Below are 19,478 nucleotides of genomic sequence, written 5' to 3'. Positions count from 1 at the left end.
ATCAGATTCCTTGTTCGCTGAGCCACAGGTTCAGCGCTGCCAATTGCCACAGCTTGGAGCCGCGCAGCGGCGTCAGTTGCCCTTGGGGGTCGGTGAGCAGGCGGTCGAGCATCGCCGGGTTGAACAAGCCACGGTCCTGGCTCGGATCCAGCAGCAGGTCACGCACCCAGTTCAGGGTATCGCCCTGCAAGTGCTTGAGGCCGGGCACTGGGAAGTAGCCCTTCTTGCGGTCGATCACCGCGCTGGGGATGACCCGGCGCGCGGCTTCCTTGAGCACTTGCTTGCCGCCGTCCGGCAGCTTGAATCGGCCCGGCACCCGCGCCGACAACTCCACCAGGCGGTAGTCGAGAAACGGCGTGCGCGCTTCCAGGCCCCAGGCCATGGTCATGTTATCCACACGCTTGACCGGGTCATCCACCAGCATCACCGTGCTGTCCAGGCGCAGGGCCTTATCCACAGGCGCCTCGGCGCCAGGTTGGGCGAAATGCTCGCGCACGAAGTCGCCGGCGGCGTCATTGGCGGTCAGCCATTGCGGGGCCACGGTGGCCGCGTAGTCGTCGTAGCTGCGGTCGAAGAAGGCCTCGCGGTAAGCCGCGTAAGGGTCGCTGGCGCCGTCCACCTGCGGGTACCAGTGGTAACCGGCGAACAGTTCATCGGCGCCCTGGCCGCTTTGCACCACCTTGCAATGCTTGGCCACTTCCCGCGACAGCAGGTAGAAGGCAATGCAGTCATGGCTGACCATCGGCTCGCTCATGGCACGGAACGCGGCCGGCAACTGCTCGATGATCTCGCTTTCGGCGATGCGCAGTTGGTGGTGTCGGGTGCCGTAATGCTTGGCGATCAGGTCGGAGTACTGGAACTCATCGCCACGCTCGCCGCCGGCATCTTCAAAACCGATGGAGAAGGTCGACAGGTCCTGCACCCCGACTTCACGCAGCAGGCCCACCAGCAGGCTCGAATCCACACCGCCTGACAGCAACACGCCCACATCCACTGCCGCCCGTTGGCGAATGGCCACGGCTTCGCGGGTGCTGTCGAGCACGCGGTCGGTCCAGTCTTCCAGGGTCAGGTGTTTTTCATCGTCATGGGGGCCGTAGGGCAGGGTCCACCAGGTTTTCTGCTCGGTGGCACCGTTGGCCTCGATACGCATCCAGGTGGCCGGCGGCAGTTTTTCGATGCCCGCCAGCAAGGTGCGCGGTGCCGGCACCACGGCGTGGAAATTCAGGTAGTGATTGAGCGCCACCGGGTCGAGGATCGGGTTGATATCACCGCCCTTGAGCAACGCCGGCAACGCCGAGGCAAAGCGCAAGCGCTGGCCGGTGCGCGACAGGTACAACGGCTTGACGCCCAGGCGGTCGCGGGCGATGAACAGGCGCTGGCTGTCGCGCTCCCAGATGGCAAAGGCAAACATGCCGTTGAGCTTGGGCAGCAAGGCTTCGCCCCAGGCGTGATAGCCCTTGAGCAGCACTTCGGTGTCACCGCCCGAATAGAAGGCGTAGCCCAGGGCTTCAAGCTCGGTGCGCAACTCCGGGAAGTTGTAGATCGCGCCATTGAACGCCAGGGACAGGCCCAGTTGGGCGTCGACCATCGGTTGGGCCGAGCCGTCCGACAGGTCCATGATTTTCAGGCGACGATGGCCCAGGGCAATTGGCCCTTGGGCATGGAAGCCCCACGCGTCAGGTCCGCGTGGCGCCAAGTGATGGGTGATTCGTTCCACCGCTGCCAGGTCGGCAGGTTGATGATCGAAACGCAGTTCTCCAGCTAATCCGCACATAAAGTCCTTACCGGTTTTTCCGTTGGGGAGGGGCAAACATGCACGCGCCAAAACGGCGGGTACCCAAGGACTGACCCGTGGCTATAGGTGGAGTTTTAGATCAATAAGTTATATGGCAAACGGCCTGCTTGTGTCGCGGGCCACGCCGCGGCCTGCGGGGCGTGGGTGAAACGGGGGGTAATCAGGTCAAGCTCAGATGCAAATAATGGGGTGTTTCGCCAGGCAACTCCCCAGCTATTTGAACCTTTTCAAGGCGAGCGTGGGCTTATCGTCTGGCGTCATTGAACAATGCAATGAAGGAACGTTGTGAATCACGCAAACAGGTCATTTGAGCCAGGTTGTCGAACCTGTGACTCAGGACGAATTGATGGCAACGCTGCTGGATCTCACCGGTGACCTGGACAAGGCGCAGGTCTTGTAAGACCGGCTGCCGACCTGGCTGGTCAACGCTGATTCCCAGGTGCTCCTGGCCATTGAGCAGGCGTATGCCGAAAGTGGCGGGCCGCGAGCTTAGCCAGGTGTTTTTGCCACGTTGCTGCGAATCAACGCCCGCAGCGCAAAACGGTTGGGATGACAGGCCTCGGCCACGCTGCGGGGCAGGGGCAGCGGTTCGTTGTCCAGCCATGCCGCCAGCAGTTCACTCGACAGCGGCGCGGTGATCAGGCCCCGTGAACCGTGGCCGCTGTTGACGTACAGGCCGTCCAACCATGGGCAGGCGGTGTCTGGTGTGTGGCGGGCGTCCTTGCGCAGGGCGGCAAAGGCCAGGGCGAAGGCTTGGGGATCGGCCAGTGGCCCGACAATCGGCAGATAGTCCGGGCTGGTGCAGCGAAACGCCGCGCGGCCCTTCAGGGTGTGCGGGTCGAGCATGGCGGTGCGCAGGCGCTGGGCCAGGTCGGGGGAGATTTCCTGCAACAGTTCCAGGTTCCCCGCGTGCTCGGCGACGGTGGGGGTCAGGTCATCGCTCTTGAAATCAAAGCTGGCGCCCAGGGTATGTTCGCCCAGGCGGGCCGGTGCCACATAGCCTTCGGCGCAGACCACGGTAGCCAACGCCTGGCTGGCGGCAGTCTGTGGCAAGCGGGTGATCTGTCCGCGAATGCGCTTGAGGGGCAGCTCGGCGCTGGCGGCAAACTGCTTGACCTCGGCCGCCCCGGCCAGCACCACCACGGGGGCGCTGGCCAGCAACCGGTCGCCGTCCCAGGCCTGCCATTGATCGTTGACTTTGCGCAGCGCCAACACTTGATGATGCACATGCACCGTGATCCCCGGCTGACTTGCCTGCCACTGGCACAACGCCGGCGGATGCACCCAGCCGCCCTCGGGGAAAAACAACCCGCCATGCTCCAGGCCAATCCCGGCGCGGGCCTGGGCCTGATCCCGGTCCAGCAGGTGCAGCAAGTCAGGGGCAAATGCCTGGGCCAGTTGCGCCTGGCGTTCGGCCTCCTTGGCATTGAACGCCAGTTGAAGCACGCCACAACCGTCCCAATCCACCCCCCGTTGCAAGTGTTCCAGCAGGCGCCGGGTATGCCCGAACCCGCTGACAATCATCTGCGAAAGGGCCGTGCCATGGGCCGACAGCTTGAGGTAGAGCACCCCTTGCGGATTGCCCGAGGCCTCTTGGGCCAGGCCGGCATGCCGTTCCAGCAGGCTGACTTGCCAGCCCCGTGCGGCGAGGCTGGCCGCGCTGGCGCAACCGGCCATGCCGCCGCCGATCACCAGGGCCCGCCGTTCGCCTTTGGGGGCCGGTGGCCTGGCGAACCACGGCTTGATCGCCGCAACTGGCGCCGCGTCGGCCGGCCAGCCAAGAAACTCACCGCGCAGGATTTCCCACTTATGGCCGATGCCCGGCGTGCGTTTCATCTTGAACCCGGCGCCATTGAGCAGGCGCCGCACCCAGCCGGTGCTGGTGAAGGTGCTGATGGTCGAGCCGGGGGCAGCCAGGCGCGCCAGTTCGGCGAACAGCTCGGCGGTCCACATCTCGGGGTTTTTCGCCGGGGCAAAACCATCGAGGAACCAGGCGTCGATCTGGGCGTCGAGCTGCGGCAGTTGCTCCAGGGCATCGCCGATCAGCAGCGTCAGCGTCACCCGCCCGTTATCCAGGACCAGGCGCTGGAAACCCGGGTGGATGGCGATGTACTGCGCCAGCAATTGCTCGGCCAACGGTTTGAGCTCTGGCCAGAGGGCGAGGGCGCGTTGCAGGTCGGCGTGGCTCAGCGGGTACTTTTCCACACTGACAAAATGCAGGCGCGCCCCCGGCGTCGCGTGCTGTGCAAACAGTTGCCAGGCACACAGAAAATTCAACCCGGTGCCAAACCCCGTTTCCCCGATCACCAGGCGCCCACCCACCGGCAGCGCGGCAAAGCGCTCTTGCAGGCGGTTCTGTTCAAGGAACACGTAGCGGGTTTCTTCCAGGCCCGACTGGTCGGAAAAATACACGTCGTCGAACACCCGCGAGCGCGGGCGTCCCTGGTCGTCCCAGTCGAGCTGGGCATTGGGCTGTACGGGGTTCATGGGCAACTCGGCAAAGGCAAGGCGGCCATTCTAGTCGATCACGGGGGCCAGGGTTGGCGCGGGTGTTAGCCGGCTATTTGATCCATGCAAAAAACCTCTGCAATGGCGCGCAAGCGATCAGGAATCAGCGTTAATCGAGCATGGCGCAGCGGGTATCGTGGTGTTTTGATCCATGGCAATAAGGAACATTGCGCATGCAGGCACAGGCTGATTTGACCCACACATTCACTCAATTGACCCGGCAGCAGTTGCAAGCTGCCTTGCTGGAGATGACCGGCGACCTGGCCAAGGCCCAGGTCCTGCAACAGCGCCTGCCGGGCTGGATGATCAATTCCCCGCCAGGGTTGCTGGAGGCGCTGGAGCGGGACGCGGCGTATGTTGAAGAGGCCAAGGCGGGCGTCACGCAGCACTTGCAGGCATTGCGCAGTCTGGACGAGTTTTGCAGCGAGCAGTTGCAGGCCTACGGCCAGGCGCAGTGGCAGGTCACGCTGGAGCCAAAAAAGGACCTGTTTATCCGGGCCTTCTACGAGTATCAGGCAGATGTGTTGCCGCGCGAGTATGAGCGCACCGTGCGCCTGGAAAAACACAGCCTGTTGCATAGGGCCATGCAGAACTTTTCGGCGGATGAGGCCCTTGCCGAGCGATATCCCGTCGAGTCGCGGCTGCAAGCGCAAGACCGCAGCGTTATCGACGTTGCGCCCCATGAGTTTGCCGAAGGTTGCCGGGCGCTCGACCTCGGGCGTCGGTACCAGCAGCACATCAATGAGGTGTTCCACCTCGATCGCGACGAGGGCGTTGCCAGTGACGTGGCGCTGGCGATCGGCCGGATGAAAACCCTGGACGTAAAGATCGATGCCCATATCGCCCTGATGCGCGGCGATATCAGCCGCGAAACCTACGCCATGTTGTGTGCATTGCTGGAGCAGGACCTCAGCCCGGCCGCGGCGAAGAGCCAGCTGTACCAAGGGCGCCCGGTGCTCTGGCAAGGCCTCAATGCACGCGATTGCTGCCTGTGGAGCGTGCTGGTGTTTTCGGCCCGCCCGATTGGCGAATACCCCCAGCAGCCTTGTGTGGTCTACATGCCCAATGAACCGCAGCGGCCGTTTTTCGAGTACCCATCCCTCAACGACTTCAAGGTTTACCTGGAACTGAAGCTGGAAGTGAGCAGCTATCGGCGCTTCTTTACCGGCTACCTGGGGGAGGTTGACCGGGTGGGGTTTTTCTCGCGATTCGACGAGCACCGCAGCCTTGGCGTGCTGGAGGCCCGGCCCATCATGGTGAGCCTGGCCAGGCACTTTTTCAGCACTTACGTGGGCAAGCTGCAGATCGATGCGCGCACGCTGGCGGTGCCCGTGGCGGACGTGGACGAAGAGGTGCGCAAGCAGCGCCTGATGGAGTATCTGGAGGCTGGATTGACCTTGCTCAACCTCGCCGGTTTTGTCGTCCCGGCCTTGGCCCTGCTGATGACGGGCGTGGCGGTGGGGCAACTGCTCGGCGAGGTGTATGACGGCATCGAGGACTGGCGGCGGGGGGACAAGGGCGAGGCGCTCAGGCAACTGGGCGCGGTGGCGCAAAGTATCACCTCGATGGTGGTGTTCGCAGCCGGCGCCAAAGTGGTGGGCAACGTGTTGAAGCGCGCGCAGTTGAGCATGGGGCGCTTTTTTGCGGAGCTGGAAGCGGTGCGCTCGACCGATGGACATCTGCGGCTCTGGCGGCCCGATATTGCCCGGTACGCGCACCGTCAGCAGTTGCCCGAGAACGTGATGGCGGACGCAGAAGGCATCTACCGGATTGGCGGCCATTGCTACGTCAAAGTGGTCGGTTTCGTTCATCGGATTGCCTTTGACGCCAAGCTGGGCCAATGGCACGCCCTCCATCCGACACGCCAGGATGCCTATCGCCCTGCGCTCCTGCACAACGGCGAGGGCGCCTGGCGCTTTGCATTCGAACAGCCTGAACGCTGGGAGGACCAGGATTACCTGTTCTCGCGCCTGGAGCCCGGCAGTCGTCACCCCCACCTGGATTCGCGCAAGCTGCGCCTGGTCAGCGACATCCTGGATATGCAGCCCCCCTGGGCGTACCACCTGGCTCGCGAGTGCTTGCCCTTTCCCGCGCGCTTTCGTGATGTGTATGAGCGGTTCCGGGTGGAGCAATCGATTCGCGACCTGATCTGGCTGCTGGAGCGTGGTGTGTACCTCAACGCCGAACACGCGACCGCGCAGATGCAGGCCTTGGCGCTGTTGCCGGGTTGGCCCGAGGGACGCTATTTCGAGGTGGTGGATGCGCAGGGCGCGGTGACGGCGCGTTACCCCGCTAGTGGCACTCATCGGCTGCCAATCACGCAGCATGCAGTGGCTGAAGGGCAAGTGTTTGATGTGCTGCTGTCGGAGCTCGACGAGTCGCAAAAACTCGCCCTGTTGGGGGAGGACGTTGCTGCCGACCAGCAACATGGGGTGTTGGCGCGGCGCTTACTGGCGCACCTCAAGGCGGATCGCAAGCCGCTGTTTGAGCAGATGTACCAGGCCTACGACGGGCCAGTGCCCGAGGAGTGGGCGGTACTGCGCAGCACCTATGCGCAATTGCCGTCCAGGGTGATGCGCGAGTTGATGGCGCGCGCCTCGTCGGTGGAGCTCGAGTTGCTGCGCGAGCAGCAGCGAGTGCCCATGGGCCTGGCAGAGGCGGTGCGTGCTGCGCTGGCCGAACAACGCCTGGACCGCGCCTTGGCCGGTTTCGAACAGCCGGAATTGGCCGGCCTCGACACCCAGTGCGTGGCGGTGCGCACGCTGCCGCGCATCGAGGGTTGGGATCCCCGGCTGCACCTGGAGATGCGCGCAGATTCACCCCAGGGGGCGTTACTGGCCGTGGGCGCCGTCGAAGGTGCCAGTTTGCGGCTGGTGGTGGTGCGTACGGCTGCAGGGTTCCAGGCGTTCGATGCCAGTGGCCTGAGCCTGGGGAGTGTGCGTTCCGGAGTGGACGGGCTATTTGAGGCCATTGAAGACGCAAGCACCCTGGGCAGGCCCCAGGCGCAGGCCGAGCATGGATGGCGGTTGCGCCGCTTGATTGCCGCCAGGGCCCAGAGTGAGCGTGATCGCGCCGCCGAGGCGTTTTCCGATGGGGCACTGGAGCCCCAGGCAGTGCAAGCACCTTGCCGTGTGGCGGATTCACCCACCGGCTCTTTTACCCAAAACTCGCCCCTGGTGCGCAAGTTGCAGTGGCTTTATCCGCTGTTCACGCAGGCTCAAGCCTCTGCGTTGCTGCAGGGCCTGGGGGCCGACGAACTTGCTCGTGCCCATGCGGTAGAGCGTCTGCGCGCCGAGCTTGGGCGCCTGCGTGCGGTACTCAAACACTGGAAAAACGACATCGGCGGCTTGGAGCAGCAACCGGGCCTGAGGAACATCCGCCAGAGCCGCCAGCAAGTGGCCGAGCGTATCGAGGCCTGCTGGCGCCAGCAGAGCTTTATGCCCAATGAGCGCGAGCTGCCCGTTGCTGGCCTGTCCCTGGACGGGATGCGCGTGGGCTCGTTGCCGAACCTGCCGCCTGAAATTCGCTTCGACCATGTGCAGTGCCTGTCACTGCGCAATATGCGCCTGGGTGATGACGTGGCTTATTTCCTCAAGTGCTTCAAGGGGCTGCGCCGCCTGGACCTGGACCGTAACCGCCTGACCCGGTTGCCGGAATATCTGTCGCGCATGCCTGATCTGGGCAGCCTGTCGTTGTCCCACAATCAGTTGGCGTTGACCGAATACACCCGGCGCAAGCTCGCCGATATGAGCACGTTGCAGCTGTTGGACCTGAGCCACAACCCGGTGGAAGGGCAGCTGGATGTCAGCGCCATGCGCGGCTTGCATACGCTGTTGCTACAGGATACCCGCATCGTCGACGTGCCCTCCGGGCTCGGGCGCCTGGCCTATCTGGACCAGGTGGACCTGCGCGACAACTGGATCACCCTGCTGCCCGAATGGCTGTTTAGCGCCACCCGGAGTTTCAGCCAGGCACTCAACCTGGCGGGCAACCCGTTGTGCACCTCGGCGGTGACGGCGCTCACGCGCTACCGCGAGGCGGTGGGTATTGGCATGGGCTATGTCGATGACGATCAATCGCGCTTCACCGAGTTGAAAGCCCGGGCGTTGTGGCTGCCGGATGAAGTGGCCAATCGCAATGCGATCAAGCGCGGCATCTGGGCCAACCTGCGCGATGACCCGGACTGCGCGCCGCTGTTCGAGTTGCTTGCGCAATTGTCCAGGACCGCTGACAGCCGGCACGTGCGCGAGGATTTGAGCCGGCGGGTGTGGGACGTCTTGCAGTCGAGCCATGACAGTATCGAGCTGCGCGAGCGGGTGTTTCAGCTGGCGGCGCATCCGGTGAATTGTGGCGATGGCGCCGCTGATATTTTCAGCCAGATCGAAGTCTTGATGGAGGTCGAGCAGGCGATGCTACAGGCCGGACGCAGGCAGGGCAGCCCCGGCGGATTCCTGAGCCTGGGCCGGCGCCTGTTTCGCCTGGGCGAGTTGGAAAAAATTGCCCTGGGCTATGCGGCCGAGCATGCCAGCGAGGATCCGCTGGAGGTCAGCCTGGCGTTTCGCATGGGGTTGGCCAAGGAGTTGGAGCTGCCGAGGCAACCCAAATACGCGCAGTATGTGTCGATTGCCAATGTGACCCCCGAAGGGCTGGCACTCGCCCATTCCCAGGTGCGCACGGCCGAGCTGTCACCTGCACTCCTGCAGTTTTTGACGCAACTGTCGTTCTGGAAAACCCATCTCAAGCAGCAATTTCCCAGCACCTTCCAGGCCGCGACTGAACCTTTTGATGTACAGCAGCAACTGCTCTTCGAGAACAGCCAGAGCCTCACCGACGGCGACTACCTCAGGCAAATGCAAGACCTGCAGGCTCCTCGCCGGCAGGCCATCGCCGAGGTGGTAGAGCGCCTGACCCTACAGATGCTGAAACACCAGGACCTGGGCATCTGCCATGTGCCCGAGGGCTGAGCCATTGATCCACGGCAAGTGGCCTGGAATTCCTTGCCCGCCACGCTGCCCAATCCGCTAGTCTTGATCCATCTTGGAAGGGAGTCGCCCATGTTTGAATCTGCCGAAATCGGTCACGCCGTCGATAAGGACACTTACGACGCTGAAGTCCCGGCCTTGCGGGAAGCTTTGCTGGAGGCGCAGTTCGAGTTGCACCAGCAGGGGCGCTTCCCGGTCATCGTGCTGATCAATGGCATCGAGGGCGCCGGCAAGGGTGAAACCGTCAAGCTGCTCAATGAGTGGATGGACCCGCGCCTGATCGAGGTGCGCACCTTCGACCAGCAGACCGACGAAGAACTGGCCCGCCCACCGGCCTGGCGCTACTGGCGGCAATTGCCGGCCAAGGGGCGCATGGGGGTGTTTTTCGGCAACTGGTACAGCCAGATGTTGCAGGCGCGGGTCCACGGCCAGATCAAGGATGCGCGCCTGGACCAGGCCATTGCCGGGGCCGAACGCCTGGAGCAGATGCTCTGCGATGAAGGGGCGCTGATCTTCAAGTTCTGGTTCCACCTGTCCAAGAAACAAATGAAGGCGCGGCTCAAGGCCCTGCAGGACGACCCGCTGCACAGCTGGCGCATCAGCCCGCTGGACTGGCAGCAGTCCGAGACCTACGACAAGTTCGTGCATTTCGGTGAGCGCGTGCTGCGCCGCACCAGCCGTGACTATGCGCCCTGGCATGTGATCGAAGGCGTGGACGCCAATTACCGCGGCCTGACCGTGGGCAAGATCCTCCTGGAGGGCCTGCAAAATGCCCTCAAGGTGCCCAAGGCCAGGGCCAGCGGGATCCAGCCGGCGCCATTGCCGTCGTCGGTGGACCAGATGAGCCTGCTCGACAGCCTGGACATGACCCAGCGCCTGGAAAAGGACGACTACGAAGAGCAACTGATTACCGAACAGGCACGGTTGTCGGGCCTGATGCGTGACAAGCGCATGCGCAAGCACGCGCTGGTCACGGTTTTTGAAGGGAACGACGCGGCGGGCAAGGGCGGGGCGATCCGCCGGGTCGCGGCGGCGCTGGACCCACGCCAGTACCGCATCGTGCCGATTGCCGCGCCTACTGAAGACGAACGCGCCCAGCCATACCTGTGGCGCTTCTGGCGGCAGATCCCGGCGCGGGGCATGTTCACGGTGTTCGACCGCTCCTGGTACGGCCGCGTGCTGGTAGAGCGCATCGAAGGCTTTTGCACCACGGCCGACTGGATGCGCGCCTACGCCGAGATCAACGATTTCGAGGAGCAACTGCGCGATTCCGGGGTGATCGTGGTCAAGTTCTGGCTGGCCATCGATAAACAGACCCAACTGGAGCGCTTCCAGGCCCGGGAAGAAATTCCGTTCAAACGCTTCAAGATCACCGAAGACGACTGGCGTAACCGCGACAAGTGGGATGCCTACCGGGCGGCGGTGGGCGACATGGTGGATCGCACCAGCACCGAGATCGCGCCCTGGACCCTGGTGGAAGCCAATGACAAGCGCTGGGCGCGGGTCAAGGTGTTGCGCACCATCAATCTGGCGCTGGAAGAGGCGTTCGCCAAGTCCGACAAGCACGACAAAAAGAAGAAGCACAAATAGCGCCATGCTTTTGCATACGCCAGGTGAATGATCGTCGCGATCGCCCGGCGCTGGATCTATCCTCGATCTGTCTCCCAACAACGACAAGATTGAGGTAGCCCATGCGTGAAGTAGTGATCGTCGACAGCGTGCGAACCGGCCTGGCCAAGTCCTTTCGCGGCAAGTTCAACCAGACCCGCCCCGATGACATGGCCGCGCATTGCGTCAATGCGCTGCTGAGCCGCAGCGGCATCGACCCGGCCAGTGTCGAGGATTGCATTGTCGGTGCCGGCTCCAACGAAGGCGCCCAGGGCTACAACATCGGTCGCAACGTGGCGGTGCTGTCGCGCCTGGGCACCGGCACCGCCGGCATGACCCTCAACCGTTTCTGCTCCTCAGGGCTACAGGCGATTGCCATTGCGGCCAACCAGATTGCCTCGGGGTGCAGCGACATCATTGTCGCCGGTGGCGTCGAGTCCATCAGCCTGACGATGAAGAGCGTGAATACCGACAACCTGATCAACCCTTTGCTCAAGGAGCAGGTGCCGGGCATCTATTTCCCCATGGGCCAGACCGCCGAGATTGTCGCCCGCCGCTATAACGTCAGCCGCGAGGAGCAGGACCTGTACGCCTTGCAAAGCCAGCAACGCACCGCCCAGGCCCAGGCCGACGGGTTGTTTGACGATGAAATCGTGGCCATGGCGGTCAAGTACAAGGTCGAGGATAAGAACACTGGCCAGGTGCAGATTCTCGATGGCGTGGTCGACCGCGACGACTGCAACCGCCCGGACACCACCCTGGCCAGCCTGAGCGGGCTCAAGCCAGTGTTTGCCGAGGACGGCTCGGTGACAGCGGGAAACTCGTCGCAATTGTCCGATGGCGCATCGATGACCCTGGTGATGAGCCTGGAAAAAGCCCTGGAACTGGGGCTCAAGCCCAAGGCGTTTTTCCGTGGCTTTACCGTTGCCGGTTGTGAGCCGGACGAGATGGGCATCGGCCCGGTGTTCTCGGTGCCCAAATTGCTCAAGGCCCGTGGCCTGCAAGTGGCGGACATCGACCTGTGGGAACTCAACGAGGCGTTTGCTTCGCAGTGCCTGTATGCGCGCAATCGCCTGGAGATCGACAATGCTCGGTACAACGTCAACGGCGGCTCGATCTCCATCGGCCATCCGTTCGGCATGACCGGCTCGCGGCAGGTGGGGCATCTGGTACGGGAGCTGCAACGGCGCAATTTGCGCTATGGCATCGTCACCATGTGCGTCGGCGGCGGGATGGGGGCGACCGGGTTGTTTGAAGCCGTGCGCTGATCTATTAAACACCGCAGATCAAATGTGGGGGGCTTGCCTTAATGCCAGTCAGTTAAGCGCAGATCCCCTGTGGGAGCGGGCTTGCTCGCGAAAGCAGTGGGTCAGTCAACATCAATGTTTACTGGGCCGACGTCTTCGCGGCGATACGGCGATCCGACAAGCCCACTCCCACAGTTGGTTTGTGGTGTGCCTGATAAAAAACTTCGCCAAGGTTTACCCACATCCCCCTAGAATGCGGGTTCCTCTACCTCTGGCTCTTGGGGCACTCATGCACATCTCTTCCGGCCGCTGGGTCTACGGCTTATCCCTGACCCTGCTGACCGCGCTGCTCTGGGGCATTTTGCCGATCAAGCTCAAACAGGTACTGCAGGTGATGGACCCGATCACCGTGACCTGGTTTCGCCTGATGGTGTCCGGCAGTTGCCTGTTCGTCTACCTGGCCGCGGTCAAGCGCCTGCCCAGCCCGAAAGTCCTGGGCAAGCGCGGTGGCTGGCTGGTGGCGATGGCGGTGTGCGGCCTGGTGGGCAACTACGTGCTCTACCTGGTCGGGCTGAAGATGTTGAGCCCCGGCACGGCGCAACTGGTGGTACAGATGGGGCCGATCTTCTTGATGATTGCCAGTGTGTTCCTGTTCAAGGAGCGTTTCAGCCTGGGGCAGGGCGTTGGCTTGCTGGTATTGATCATTGGCTTTGGGCTGTTCTTCAACCAGCGCCTGGCGGAGCTGTTGACGTCCCTGGGCACCTACACCGCCGGGGTGCTGACGATTCTGCTGGCGACCACCATCTGGGTGTTCTACGCCCTGGGCCAGAAGCAGTTGCTGACGGTGTGGAATTCGTTGCAGGTGATGATGGTGATTTACCTGTGTTGCGCGTTTCTCCTGTTGCCGTGGGTGCATCCCATGGAGGCGCTGCAACTGAGCCCCTTGCAAGGCTGGCTGTTGCTGGCGTGCTGCTTCAATACGCTGATTGCCTATGGCGCATTTGCCGAGGCCCTGGCCCATTGGGAGGCGTCGCGGGTCAGTGCGACGTTGGCGATCACACCGCTGGTGACCTTTGTGGCGGTGGCGATTGCGGCCTGGTTGTGGCCCGACTATGTGCATGCCGAGCAGATCAACGGCCTGGGTTACGGCGGTGCGGTGCTGGTGGTGCTGGGGTCAGCGTCGGTGGCGCTGGCGCCGTCCTTGATCGCCGGGCTCAAGGCCCGGCGCGCAAGGTTGATACAACCTCTGTAGGAGCCGGCTTGCCGGCGAAAAACCCAAGGGCAACGCGGGGCATCAGTCACCCCGCGTTATCGTTGACGTTTTTCGCCGGCAAGCCGGCTCCTAAAGGAGAGGGGATCAGTGCCCGGCTTCGAGCATGTTTTCCGGGCGTACCCACTGGTCGAACTCGGCATCGGTGAGGTAGCCCAGCTCCAGCGCGGCTTCGCGCAGTGTCAGCCCTTCGGTATAGGCCTTCTTGGCAATCTGCGCCGACTTGTCATAGCCGATATGCGGGTTCAACGCCGTCACCAGCATCAAGCCACGCTCCAGGTGCGCGGCCATTTGCTCGGCGTCGGGCTCAAGGCCGGCGATGCAATGCTCCTGGAAGTTGCGGCAGCCGTCGGCCAGCAAACGGATCGACTCCAGCAGGTTGTGGATAATCACCGGCTTGTACACGTTCAACTGCAAATGCCCTTGGCTGGCGGCAATGCCGATGGTCACGTCGTTGCCCAGCACCTGGCAGGCCAGCATCGACAGCGCTTCGCACTGGGTCGGGTTGACCTTGCCGGGCATGATCGAGCTGCCCGGCTCGTTGGCTGGCAGGCGCACTTCGGCCAGCCCCGCACGTGGGCCCGAGCCCAGCAGGCGCAGGTCGTTGGCGATTTTCATCAAGGCCACGGCCAGGGTCTTCAGGGCGCCAGACAGGGTGGTCAGCGGCTCATGGCCCGACAGCGCGGCGAACTTGTTGGGCGCGGTGACAAACGGCAACCCGGACAACGCGGCGATTTCTGCGGCAATCGCCTCGCCAAAGCCATGGGGCGAGTTCAGGCCGGTGCCGACCGCCGTGCCGCCCTGGGCCAGTTCGTAGACGGCGGGCAGGGCGCTGCGAATGGCGCGCTCGGCATAATCCAGTTGCGCGATAAACGCCGAGACCTCCTGGCCAAAGGTGATGGGCGTGGCATCCATCATATGGGTGCGACCGGTCTTGACCAGCTTCATATGGCGCGCCGACAACTCCGCCAGCCCGCCGGACAGCTCACGCAGCGCCGGCAGCAATTGCTCGTGCACCGCCTGCACGGTGGCGATGCTCATGGCGGTGGGGAAGCAGTCGTTGGAGCTCTGGGAACGGTTGACGTGATCGTTGGGGTGCACCGGGCTCTTGCCGCCACGGGCCTTGCCCGACAGCTCGTTGGCGCGGCCGGCGATCACTTCGTTGGCGTTCATGTTGCTCTGGGTGCCACTGCCGGTCTGCCAGACCACCAGCGGGAACTGGTCATCATGCTTGCCGTCGAGCACTTCGTCAGCGGCCTGTTCGATCAGCCGGGCGATGTCGGCGGGCAGGTCGCCGTTGCGGTCGTTGACCCGCGCTGCAGCTTTCTTGATCAGGACCAGGGCGTGGAGTACCGCCAGTGGCATGCGTTGCTCGCCGATGGCGAAATTGACCAGTGAACGCTGGGTCTGTGCGCCCCAGTAAGCGTCATCCGGGACTTGTACTTCGCCCAGGCTGTCGGTTTCGATACGGCTCATCGCAGGGACTCTCCTTGTAGTCGGTTTGCGCAGTTTAGGCCCTGGCGGCACGTTTGGGTTCCATAAAAGCCATTTCATCGGGCAAACCCTCGCAAAACCAGGCCCTACAAGGCGTGGGGTTGAGTGCCGGCGTTTTTTAGGCGCAGAATGGTCGCCCTTGGGGTCTTACCTCGCCTGCTAGAAAAGGAAACTCGATGACTCGTCTTCGTGCCATCTGTACCGCGGTTGCTCTGGTCTGTGCCAGCGGCCAGGTTCTTGCCGATACCGCCAGCCACAACGCCAGTGCCGAAGCCTTCCTGACCCTGGCTCACGCAGACAAGCTGGGCACCCCGGTGTACATGCAAGTGCAACAAATGTTCGCCCAGCGCTTCGAGCAGACCAAGGCGCCTGCCGCCAAGCAAACCGTTCTGGACACCTACCAGGCCAAGGCCAACGCAGCCCTGGACCAGGCCATTGGCTGGAACAAGCTCAAGCCGGACATGGTCAAGCTGTACACCAGCAACTTCAGCGAGTCCGAACTCAAAGACCTGGTTGCCTTCTACAAGTCGCCACTGGGCAAGAAAGTTTTGGAGAAAATGCCGCAACTGACCCAGCAATCGGCCCAACTGACCCAGGCCAAGCTGGAAAGCGCGGTACCTGTCGTGAACAAGCTGTTGGAAGACATGACCAACGAGCTGACCCCCAAAGCCGCACCCGCCAAGAAGAAGTAAGCAATGACCATGCAGCAGCGTATCGAATCGGCACTTGCCGCCCTGAGCCCGGAACACCTGAGTGTGCTGGACGAAAGCCATATGCACAGCCGTGGATTGCAGACGCATTTCAAGGCCGTGCTGGTCAGCCAGCAGTTCGAGGGGCTCAACCGGGTCAAGCGCCATCAGAAGGTCTACGCCACGTTGGGTGACCTGATGAGCGAGTTCCATGCGCTGGCGCTGCACACCTACACGCCTGAAGAATGGGCAAAAACCGACGCAGCCCCGGCCTCGCCGACCTGCGCTGGCGGTAGCAAACACTGATATCCGGCTGCTACAAAGGCCTATGTTTTGCTAGAATCCGCAACGCGCCGCTCAGTCGGCGCGTTTTTTTTTGCATCCGGTTCACCCTTTACGAGGGTAGCCACCTGGAGAGAACACCCATGACACAACCCATCGTCGTGGCGGCACTGTATAAGTTCGTCACCCTCGAAGATTACGTGGCCCTGCGCGAGCCGCTGTTGCAGGCCATGGTCGACAACGGCATCAAGGGCACCTTGCTGATCGCCGAAGAAGGCATCAACGGTACCGTTTCCGGCAGCCGCGAAGGCATTGATGGCCTGATGGCCTGGCTGAAGAACGACCCACGCATGGTCGATATCGATCACAAAGAGTCGTACTGCGACGAGCAGCCGTTCTACCGCACCAAGGTCAAGCTGAAAAAAGAGATCGTGACCCTGGGCGTCGAAGGCGTCGACCCGAACAAGAAAGTCGGGACCTACGTTGATCCACAAGACTGGAACGCGTTAATCAGCGATCCAGAAGTGCTGTTGATCGATACCCGTAACGACTATGAAGTGTCGATCGGCACCTTTGAAGGCGCAATCGACCCGAAGACTACGAGTTTTCGCGAATTTCCCGACTACATCAAAGCCAACTTCGACCCGGCCCGGCACAAGAAAGTCGCCATGTTCTGCACCGGCGGCATTCGTTGTGAAAAAGCCTCGAGCTATATGCTCAGCGAGGGCTTCGATGAGGTGTATCACCTCAAGGGCGGCATCCTCAAATACCTCGAGGAAGTGCCCCAGGAAGAGACCAAGTGGCAGGGCGACTGCTTTGTTTTCGATAACCGCGTGACCGTGCGCCACGACTTGAGCGAAGGTGACTACGATCAATGTCATGCCTGCCGTACTCCGGTTAGCGTAGAGGACCGCGCATCCGAGCATTACGTGGCCGGCATCAGTTGCCCGCACTGCTGGGATAAGCTGTCCGAGAAGACCCGTCGCAGTGCGATCGACCGTCAGAAGCAGATCGAGCTGGCCAAGGCCCGCAACATGCCGCACCCGATTGGTTACAACTACAAGCAATCATCCACCGAGGCTTGAACCATGTCTGCGCGCCTGCTCTATGTGATGGACCCGATGTGTTCCTGGTGCTGGGGTTTTGCCCCGGTGGCCAAGGCCCTGGTTGAGCAGGCCCAGGCAGCGGGCGTGGAGTTACACCTGGTGGTGGGCGGCTTGCGCACCGGCAGTGGCGCGGCGCTGGAGCCGGCTACCCGGCGCTATATCCTGGAGCACTGGCAGGCGGTGACTGAAGCCACTGGCCAGCCGTTCCGCCTGGAGGGCGCCTTGCCTGATGGCTTTGTGTATGACACGGAGCCGGCCTGCCGGGCCCTGGTCACCGCTCGCGGCCTGGCGCCGGATTGCGCCTGGACCTTGCTCGGGCTGATCCAGCAGGCGTTTTATGTCGAGGGCCGCGACGTGACCCGCGCCAGTGTGCTGGTGGAGCTGGCCGAGACCGCCGGGGTGCCGCGTATCGAGTTTGCCGAGGCCTTTGACCGTGCCGAGCAGCATGCAGCCACGGCCGCCGATTTTACCTGGGTGCAGGATCTGGGCATTGCCGGCTTCCCCACCTTGCTGGCCGAGCGCAATGGCCAATTGGCCTTGTTGACCAACGGCTACCAGCCGCTGTCCGAGCTCGCACCTTTGCTCGGTCGCTGGCTGGAGCGAGCTGCCTGTGCATGATCAGCCAACGCCACGGGTTGATCGGCTGACCTGGGCAGAAATCCGCCGCCTGGCCCTGCGCCATAAAAAAGCCCTGTGGATCGCCAATGGTGTCGCCGTCCTGGCGACCCTGTGCAGCGTGCCGATTCCCTTGCTCCTGCCCCTGCTGGTGGACGAGGTGCTGCTGGGCAATGGCGATGGCGCGTTGAAAGTGATGAACCATGCGTTGCCAGCAGCCTGGCAGCAGGCCGCCGGCTATATCGGCCTGATGCTGCTGATCACCCTGGTGCTGCGTTGCGCGGCGCTGGTGTTCAACGTGGTCCAGGCGCGCCTGTTTGCCGGGCTGGCCAAGGACATTGTCTATCGCATCCGTGTGCGGTTGATCGAACGGCTCAAGCGTATCTCCCTGAGCGAATACGAAAGCCTGGGCGGCGGCACCGTGACCACGCACCTGGTCACCGACCTGGACACGGTGGACAAGTTTGTCGGTGAAACCTTGAGCCGGTTCCTGGTGGCCACGTTGACCCTGGTCGGCACCTCCGGGATCCTGATGTGGATGCACTGGAAGCTGGCGCTGTTGATCCTGCTGTTCAACCCGTTGGTGATCTATGCCACGGTGCAGTTGGGCAAGCGGGTCAAGCACCTGAAGAAGCTGGAAAACGACAGCACCTCGCGGTTTACCCAGGCGCTGACGGAAACCCTGGATGCGATCCAGGAAGTGCGCGCCGGCAATCGCCAGGGCTTTTTCCTCGGGCGCCTGGGGCAGCGTGCCCAGGAAGTGCGCGACTTTGCCATCAACTCCCAATGGAAAAGCGACGCCTCCAGCCGCGCCAGTGGCCTGCTGTTCCAGTTTGGTATCGACATCTTTCGCGCGGCGGCAATGCTCACCGTGCTGTTTTCCGACCTGTCCATCGGCCAGATGCTCGCGGTGTTCAGCTACCTGTGGTTCATGATCGGCCCGGTGGAGCAACTGCTGAACCTGCAATACGCCTACTACGCTGCCGGTGGTGCGCTGACGCGCATCAACGAACTGCTGGCCCGCGCCGACGAGCCGCAATATGCCGGGGGCGAGGATCCGTTTACCGGGCACGAAACCGTGGGTATCGAGGTGCGGGGCCTGGACTTTGGCTACGGCGAAGACCTGGTGCTCAACCAACTGAACCTGGCCATCGCTCCCGGCGAGAAGGTGGCGATTGTCGGCGCCAGTGGCGGCGGTAAAAGCACCCTGGTGCAACTGCTGTTGGGGCTCTACACCCCGCAGGCGGGCACGATCCGCTTTGGCGGCGCGACCCAGCAGGCGATTGGCCTGGAAACCATCCGCGAGCATGTCGCGGTGGTGCTGCAGCACCCGGCACTGTTCAACGATACCGTGCGCGCCAACCTGACCATGGGCCGCGAACGCAGCGACCAGGCCTGTTGGCAGGCCCTAGAAATCGCCCAGCTGGAGGCTACGGTCAAAGGGTTGCCCCAGGGCCTGGACAGTATTGTCGGGCGCTCTGGCGTGCGCTTGTCCGGTGGCCAGCGCCAACGCCTGGCGATTGCCCGAATGGTACTGGCCGAGCCAAAGGTGGTGATCCTCGACGAAGCCACCTCGGCCCTGGATGCGGCCACCGAATACAACCTGCACCAGGCGCTGGCGCGGTTTCTCAGTGGGCGTACTACACTGATCATTGCTCACCGTTTGTCGGCGGTGAAGCAGGCTGATAGGGTATTGGTGTTTGACGGTGGACACATTGCCGAAGATGGCGACCACCAGCAACTGATAGCCGATGGCGGTTTGTACGCCAAGCTTTATGGACACTTGCAACAAGTTCGCTGAATCGATCCCGTATCCGATCCTGGAGGGATCGCGTTTGGCCTCGGCTGTGCTGTCAGGAGCAGTTTTTACTCGCCTGTGCTG

General features: G+C 62.8%; 12 protein-coding genes. 9 read left to right on the top strand and 3 right to left on the bottom strand.

Annotated elements, in window-relative coordinates:
• Position 1 precedes the first annotated feature (1 nt).
• Together ACSSVH_RS17210 and mnmC are read right to left on the bottom strand one after the other, a co-directional pair.
• Positions 2 to 1,774: an N-acetylglutaminylglutamine amidotransferase gene (locus ACSSVH_RS17210; RefSeq protein WP_169952772.1), complete on the bottom strand. Its 1,773-nt coding sequence runs from the start codon at positions 1,772 to 1,774 to the stop codon at positions 2 to 4.
• A gap of 510 nt (positions 1,775 to 2,284) precedes the next feature.
• A complete protein-coding gene (gene mnmC / locus ACSSVH_RS17205; RefSeq protein WP_169952770.1) occupies positions 2,285 to 4,282 on the bottom strand; it encodes a bifunctional tRNA (5-methylaminomethyl-2-thiouridine)(34)-methyltransferase MnmC2/FAD-dependent 5-carboxymethylaminomethyl-2-thiouridine(34) oxidoreductase MnmC1 in 1,998 nt (665 codons plus the stop codon).
• A gap of 194 nt (positions 4,283 to 4,476) precedes the next feature.
• On the opposite strand from mnmC, the gene ACSSVH_RS17200 reads away from it, so the two are divergent.
• The 4 genes from ACSSVH_RS17200 (at position 4,477) to ACSSVH_RS17185 (ending at position 13,392) form a co-directional block, all read left to right on the top strand.
• A complete protein-coding gene (locus ACSSVH_RS17200) occupies positions 4,477 to 9,267 on the top strand; it encodes an NEL-type E3 ubiquitin ligase domain-containing protein (RefSeq protein ID WP_492633535.1) in 4,791 nt (1,596 codons plus the stop codon).
• 90 nt (positions 9,268 to 9,357) lie between these two features.
• Positions 9,358 to 10,875 carry a polyphosphate:AMP phosphotransferase gene (gene pap, locus ACSSVH_RS17195; RefSeq protein WP_169952768.1) on the top strand — a complete coding sequence of 506 codons (1,518 nt, stop codon included), beginning with the start codon at positions 9,358 to 9,360 and terminating at the stop codon, positions 10,873 to 10,875.
• Between the two features lie 101 nt (positions 10,876 to 10,976).
• The gene (locus ACSSVH_RS17190; RefSeq protein WP_169952767.1) at positions 10,977 to 12,161 is read left to right on the top strand and encodes a thiolase family protein; all 1,185 of its coding nucleotides are present in this window, start codon (positions 10,977 to 10,979) and stop codon (positions 12,159 to 12,161) included.
• Positions 12,162 to 12,429: 268 nt separating this feature from the next.
• Positions 12,430 to 13,392 carry a DMT family transporter gene (locus ACSSVH_RS17185; RefSeq protein WP_170042771.1) on the top strand — a complete coding sequence of 321 codons (963 nt, stop codon included), beginning with the start codon at positions 12,430 to 12,432 and terminating at the stop codon, positions 13,390 to 13,392.
• 105 nt (positions 13,393 to 13,497) lie between these two features.
• Here ACSSVH_RS17185 and ACSSVH_RS17180 read toward each other — a convergent pair whose 3' ends face one another.
• Complete coding sequence (locus ACSSVH_RS17180; protein ID WP_169952765.1) at positions 13,498 to 14,886, bottom strand: class II fumarate hydratase; 1,389 nt, start codon at positions 14,884 to 14,886, stop codon at positions 13,498 to 13,500.
• Positions 14,887 to 15,080: 194 nt separating this feature from the next.
• Between ACSSVH_RS17180 and ACSSVH_RS17175 the strand changes: the two genes are divergently transcribed.
• The 5 genes from ACSSVH_RS17175 to ACSSVH_RS17155 all read left to right on the top strand — a co-directional run bounded on the left by ACSSVH_RS17175 (position 15,081) and on the right by ACSSVH_RS17155 (position 19,397).
• Complete coding sequence (locus ACSSVH_RS17175; protein ID WP_115127820.1) at positions 15,081 to 15,596, top strand: DUF2059 domain-containing protein; 516 nt, start codon at positions 15,081 to 15,083, stop codon at positions 15,594 to 15,596.
• A gap of 3 nt (positions 15,597 to 15,599) precedes the next feature.
• Positions 15,600 to 15,899: a BolA family protein gene (locus tag ACSSVH_RS17170; RefSeq protein ID WP_115127821.1), complete on the top strand. Its 300-nt coding sequence runs from the start codon at positions 15,600 to 15,602 to the stop codon at positions 15,897 to 15,899.
• A 119-nt stretch (positions 15,900 to 16,018) separates the two neighbouring features.
• A complete protein-coding gene (gene trhO / locus ACSSVH_RS17165; RefSeq protein ID WP_170057031.1) occupies positions 16,019 to 16,960 on the top strand; it encodes an oxygen-dependent tRNA uridine(34) hydroxylase TrhO in 942 nt (313 codons plus the stop codon).
• A 36-nt stretch (positions 16,961 to 16,996) separates the two neighbouring features.
• Positions 16,997 to 17,599, top strand: a complete 603-nt coding sequence (locus ACSSVH_RS17160) for a DsbA family protein (RefSeq protein ID WP_169952869.1) — start codon at positions 16,997 to 16,999, stop codon at positions 17,597 to 17,599.
• Positions 17,592 to 19,397, top strand: coding sequence for an ATP-binding cassette domain-containing protein (locus tag ACSSVH_RS17155; protein ID WP_169952763.1), 1,806 nt, complete (start codon positions 17,592 to 17,594; stop codon positions 19,395 to 19,397). The genes ACSSVH_RS17160 and ACSSVH_RS17155 overlap by 8 nt, the downstream gene beginning before the upstream one ends.
• Positions 19,398 to 19,478: the final 81 nt, after the last annotated feature.

The organism is Pseudomonas sp. HC1(2025) (assembly GCF_058742075.1).
The sequence above is the reverse complement of the archived record's forward strand: the minus strand, read 5'-3'. Positions and strand labels throughout refer to the sequence as shown.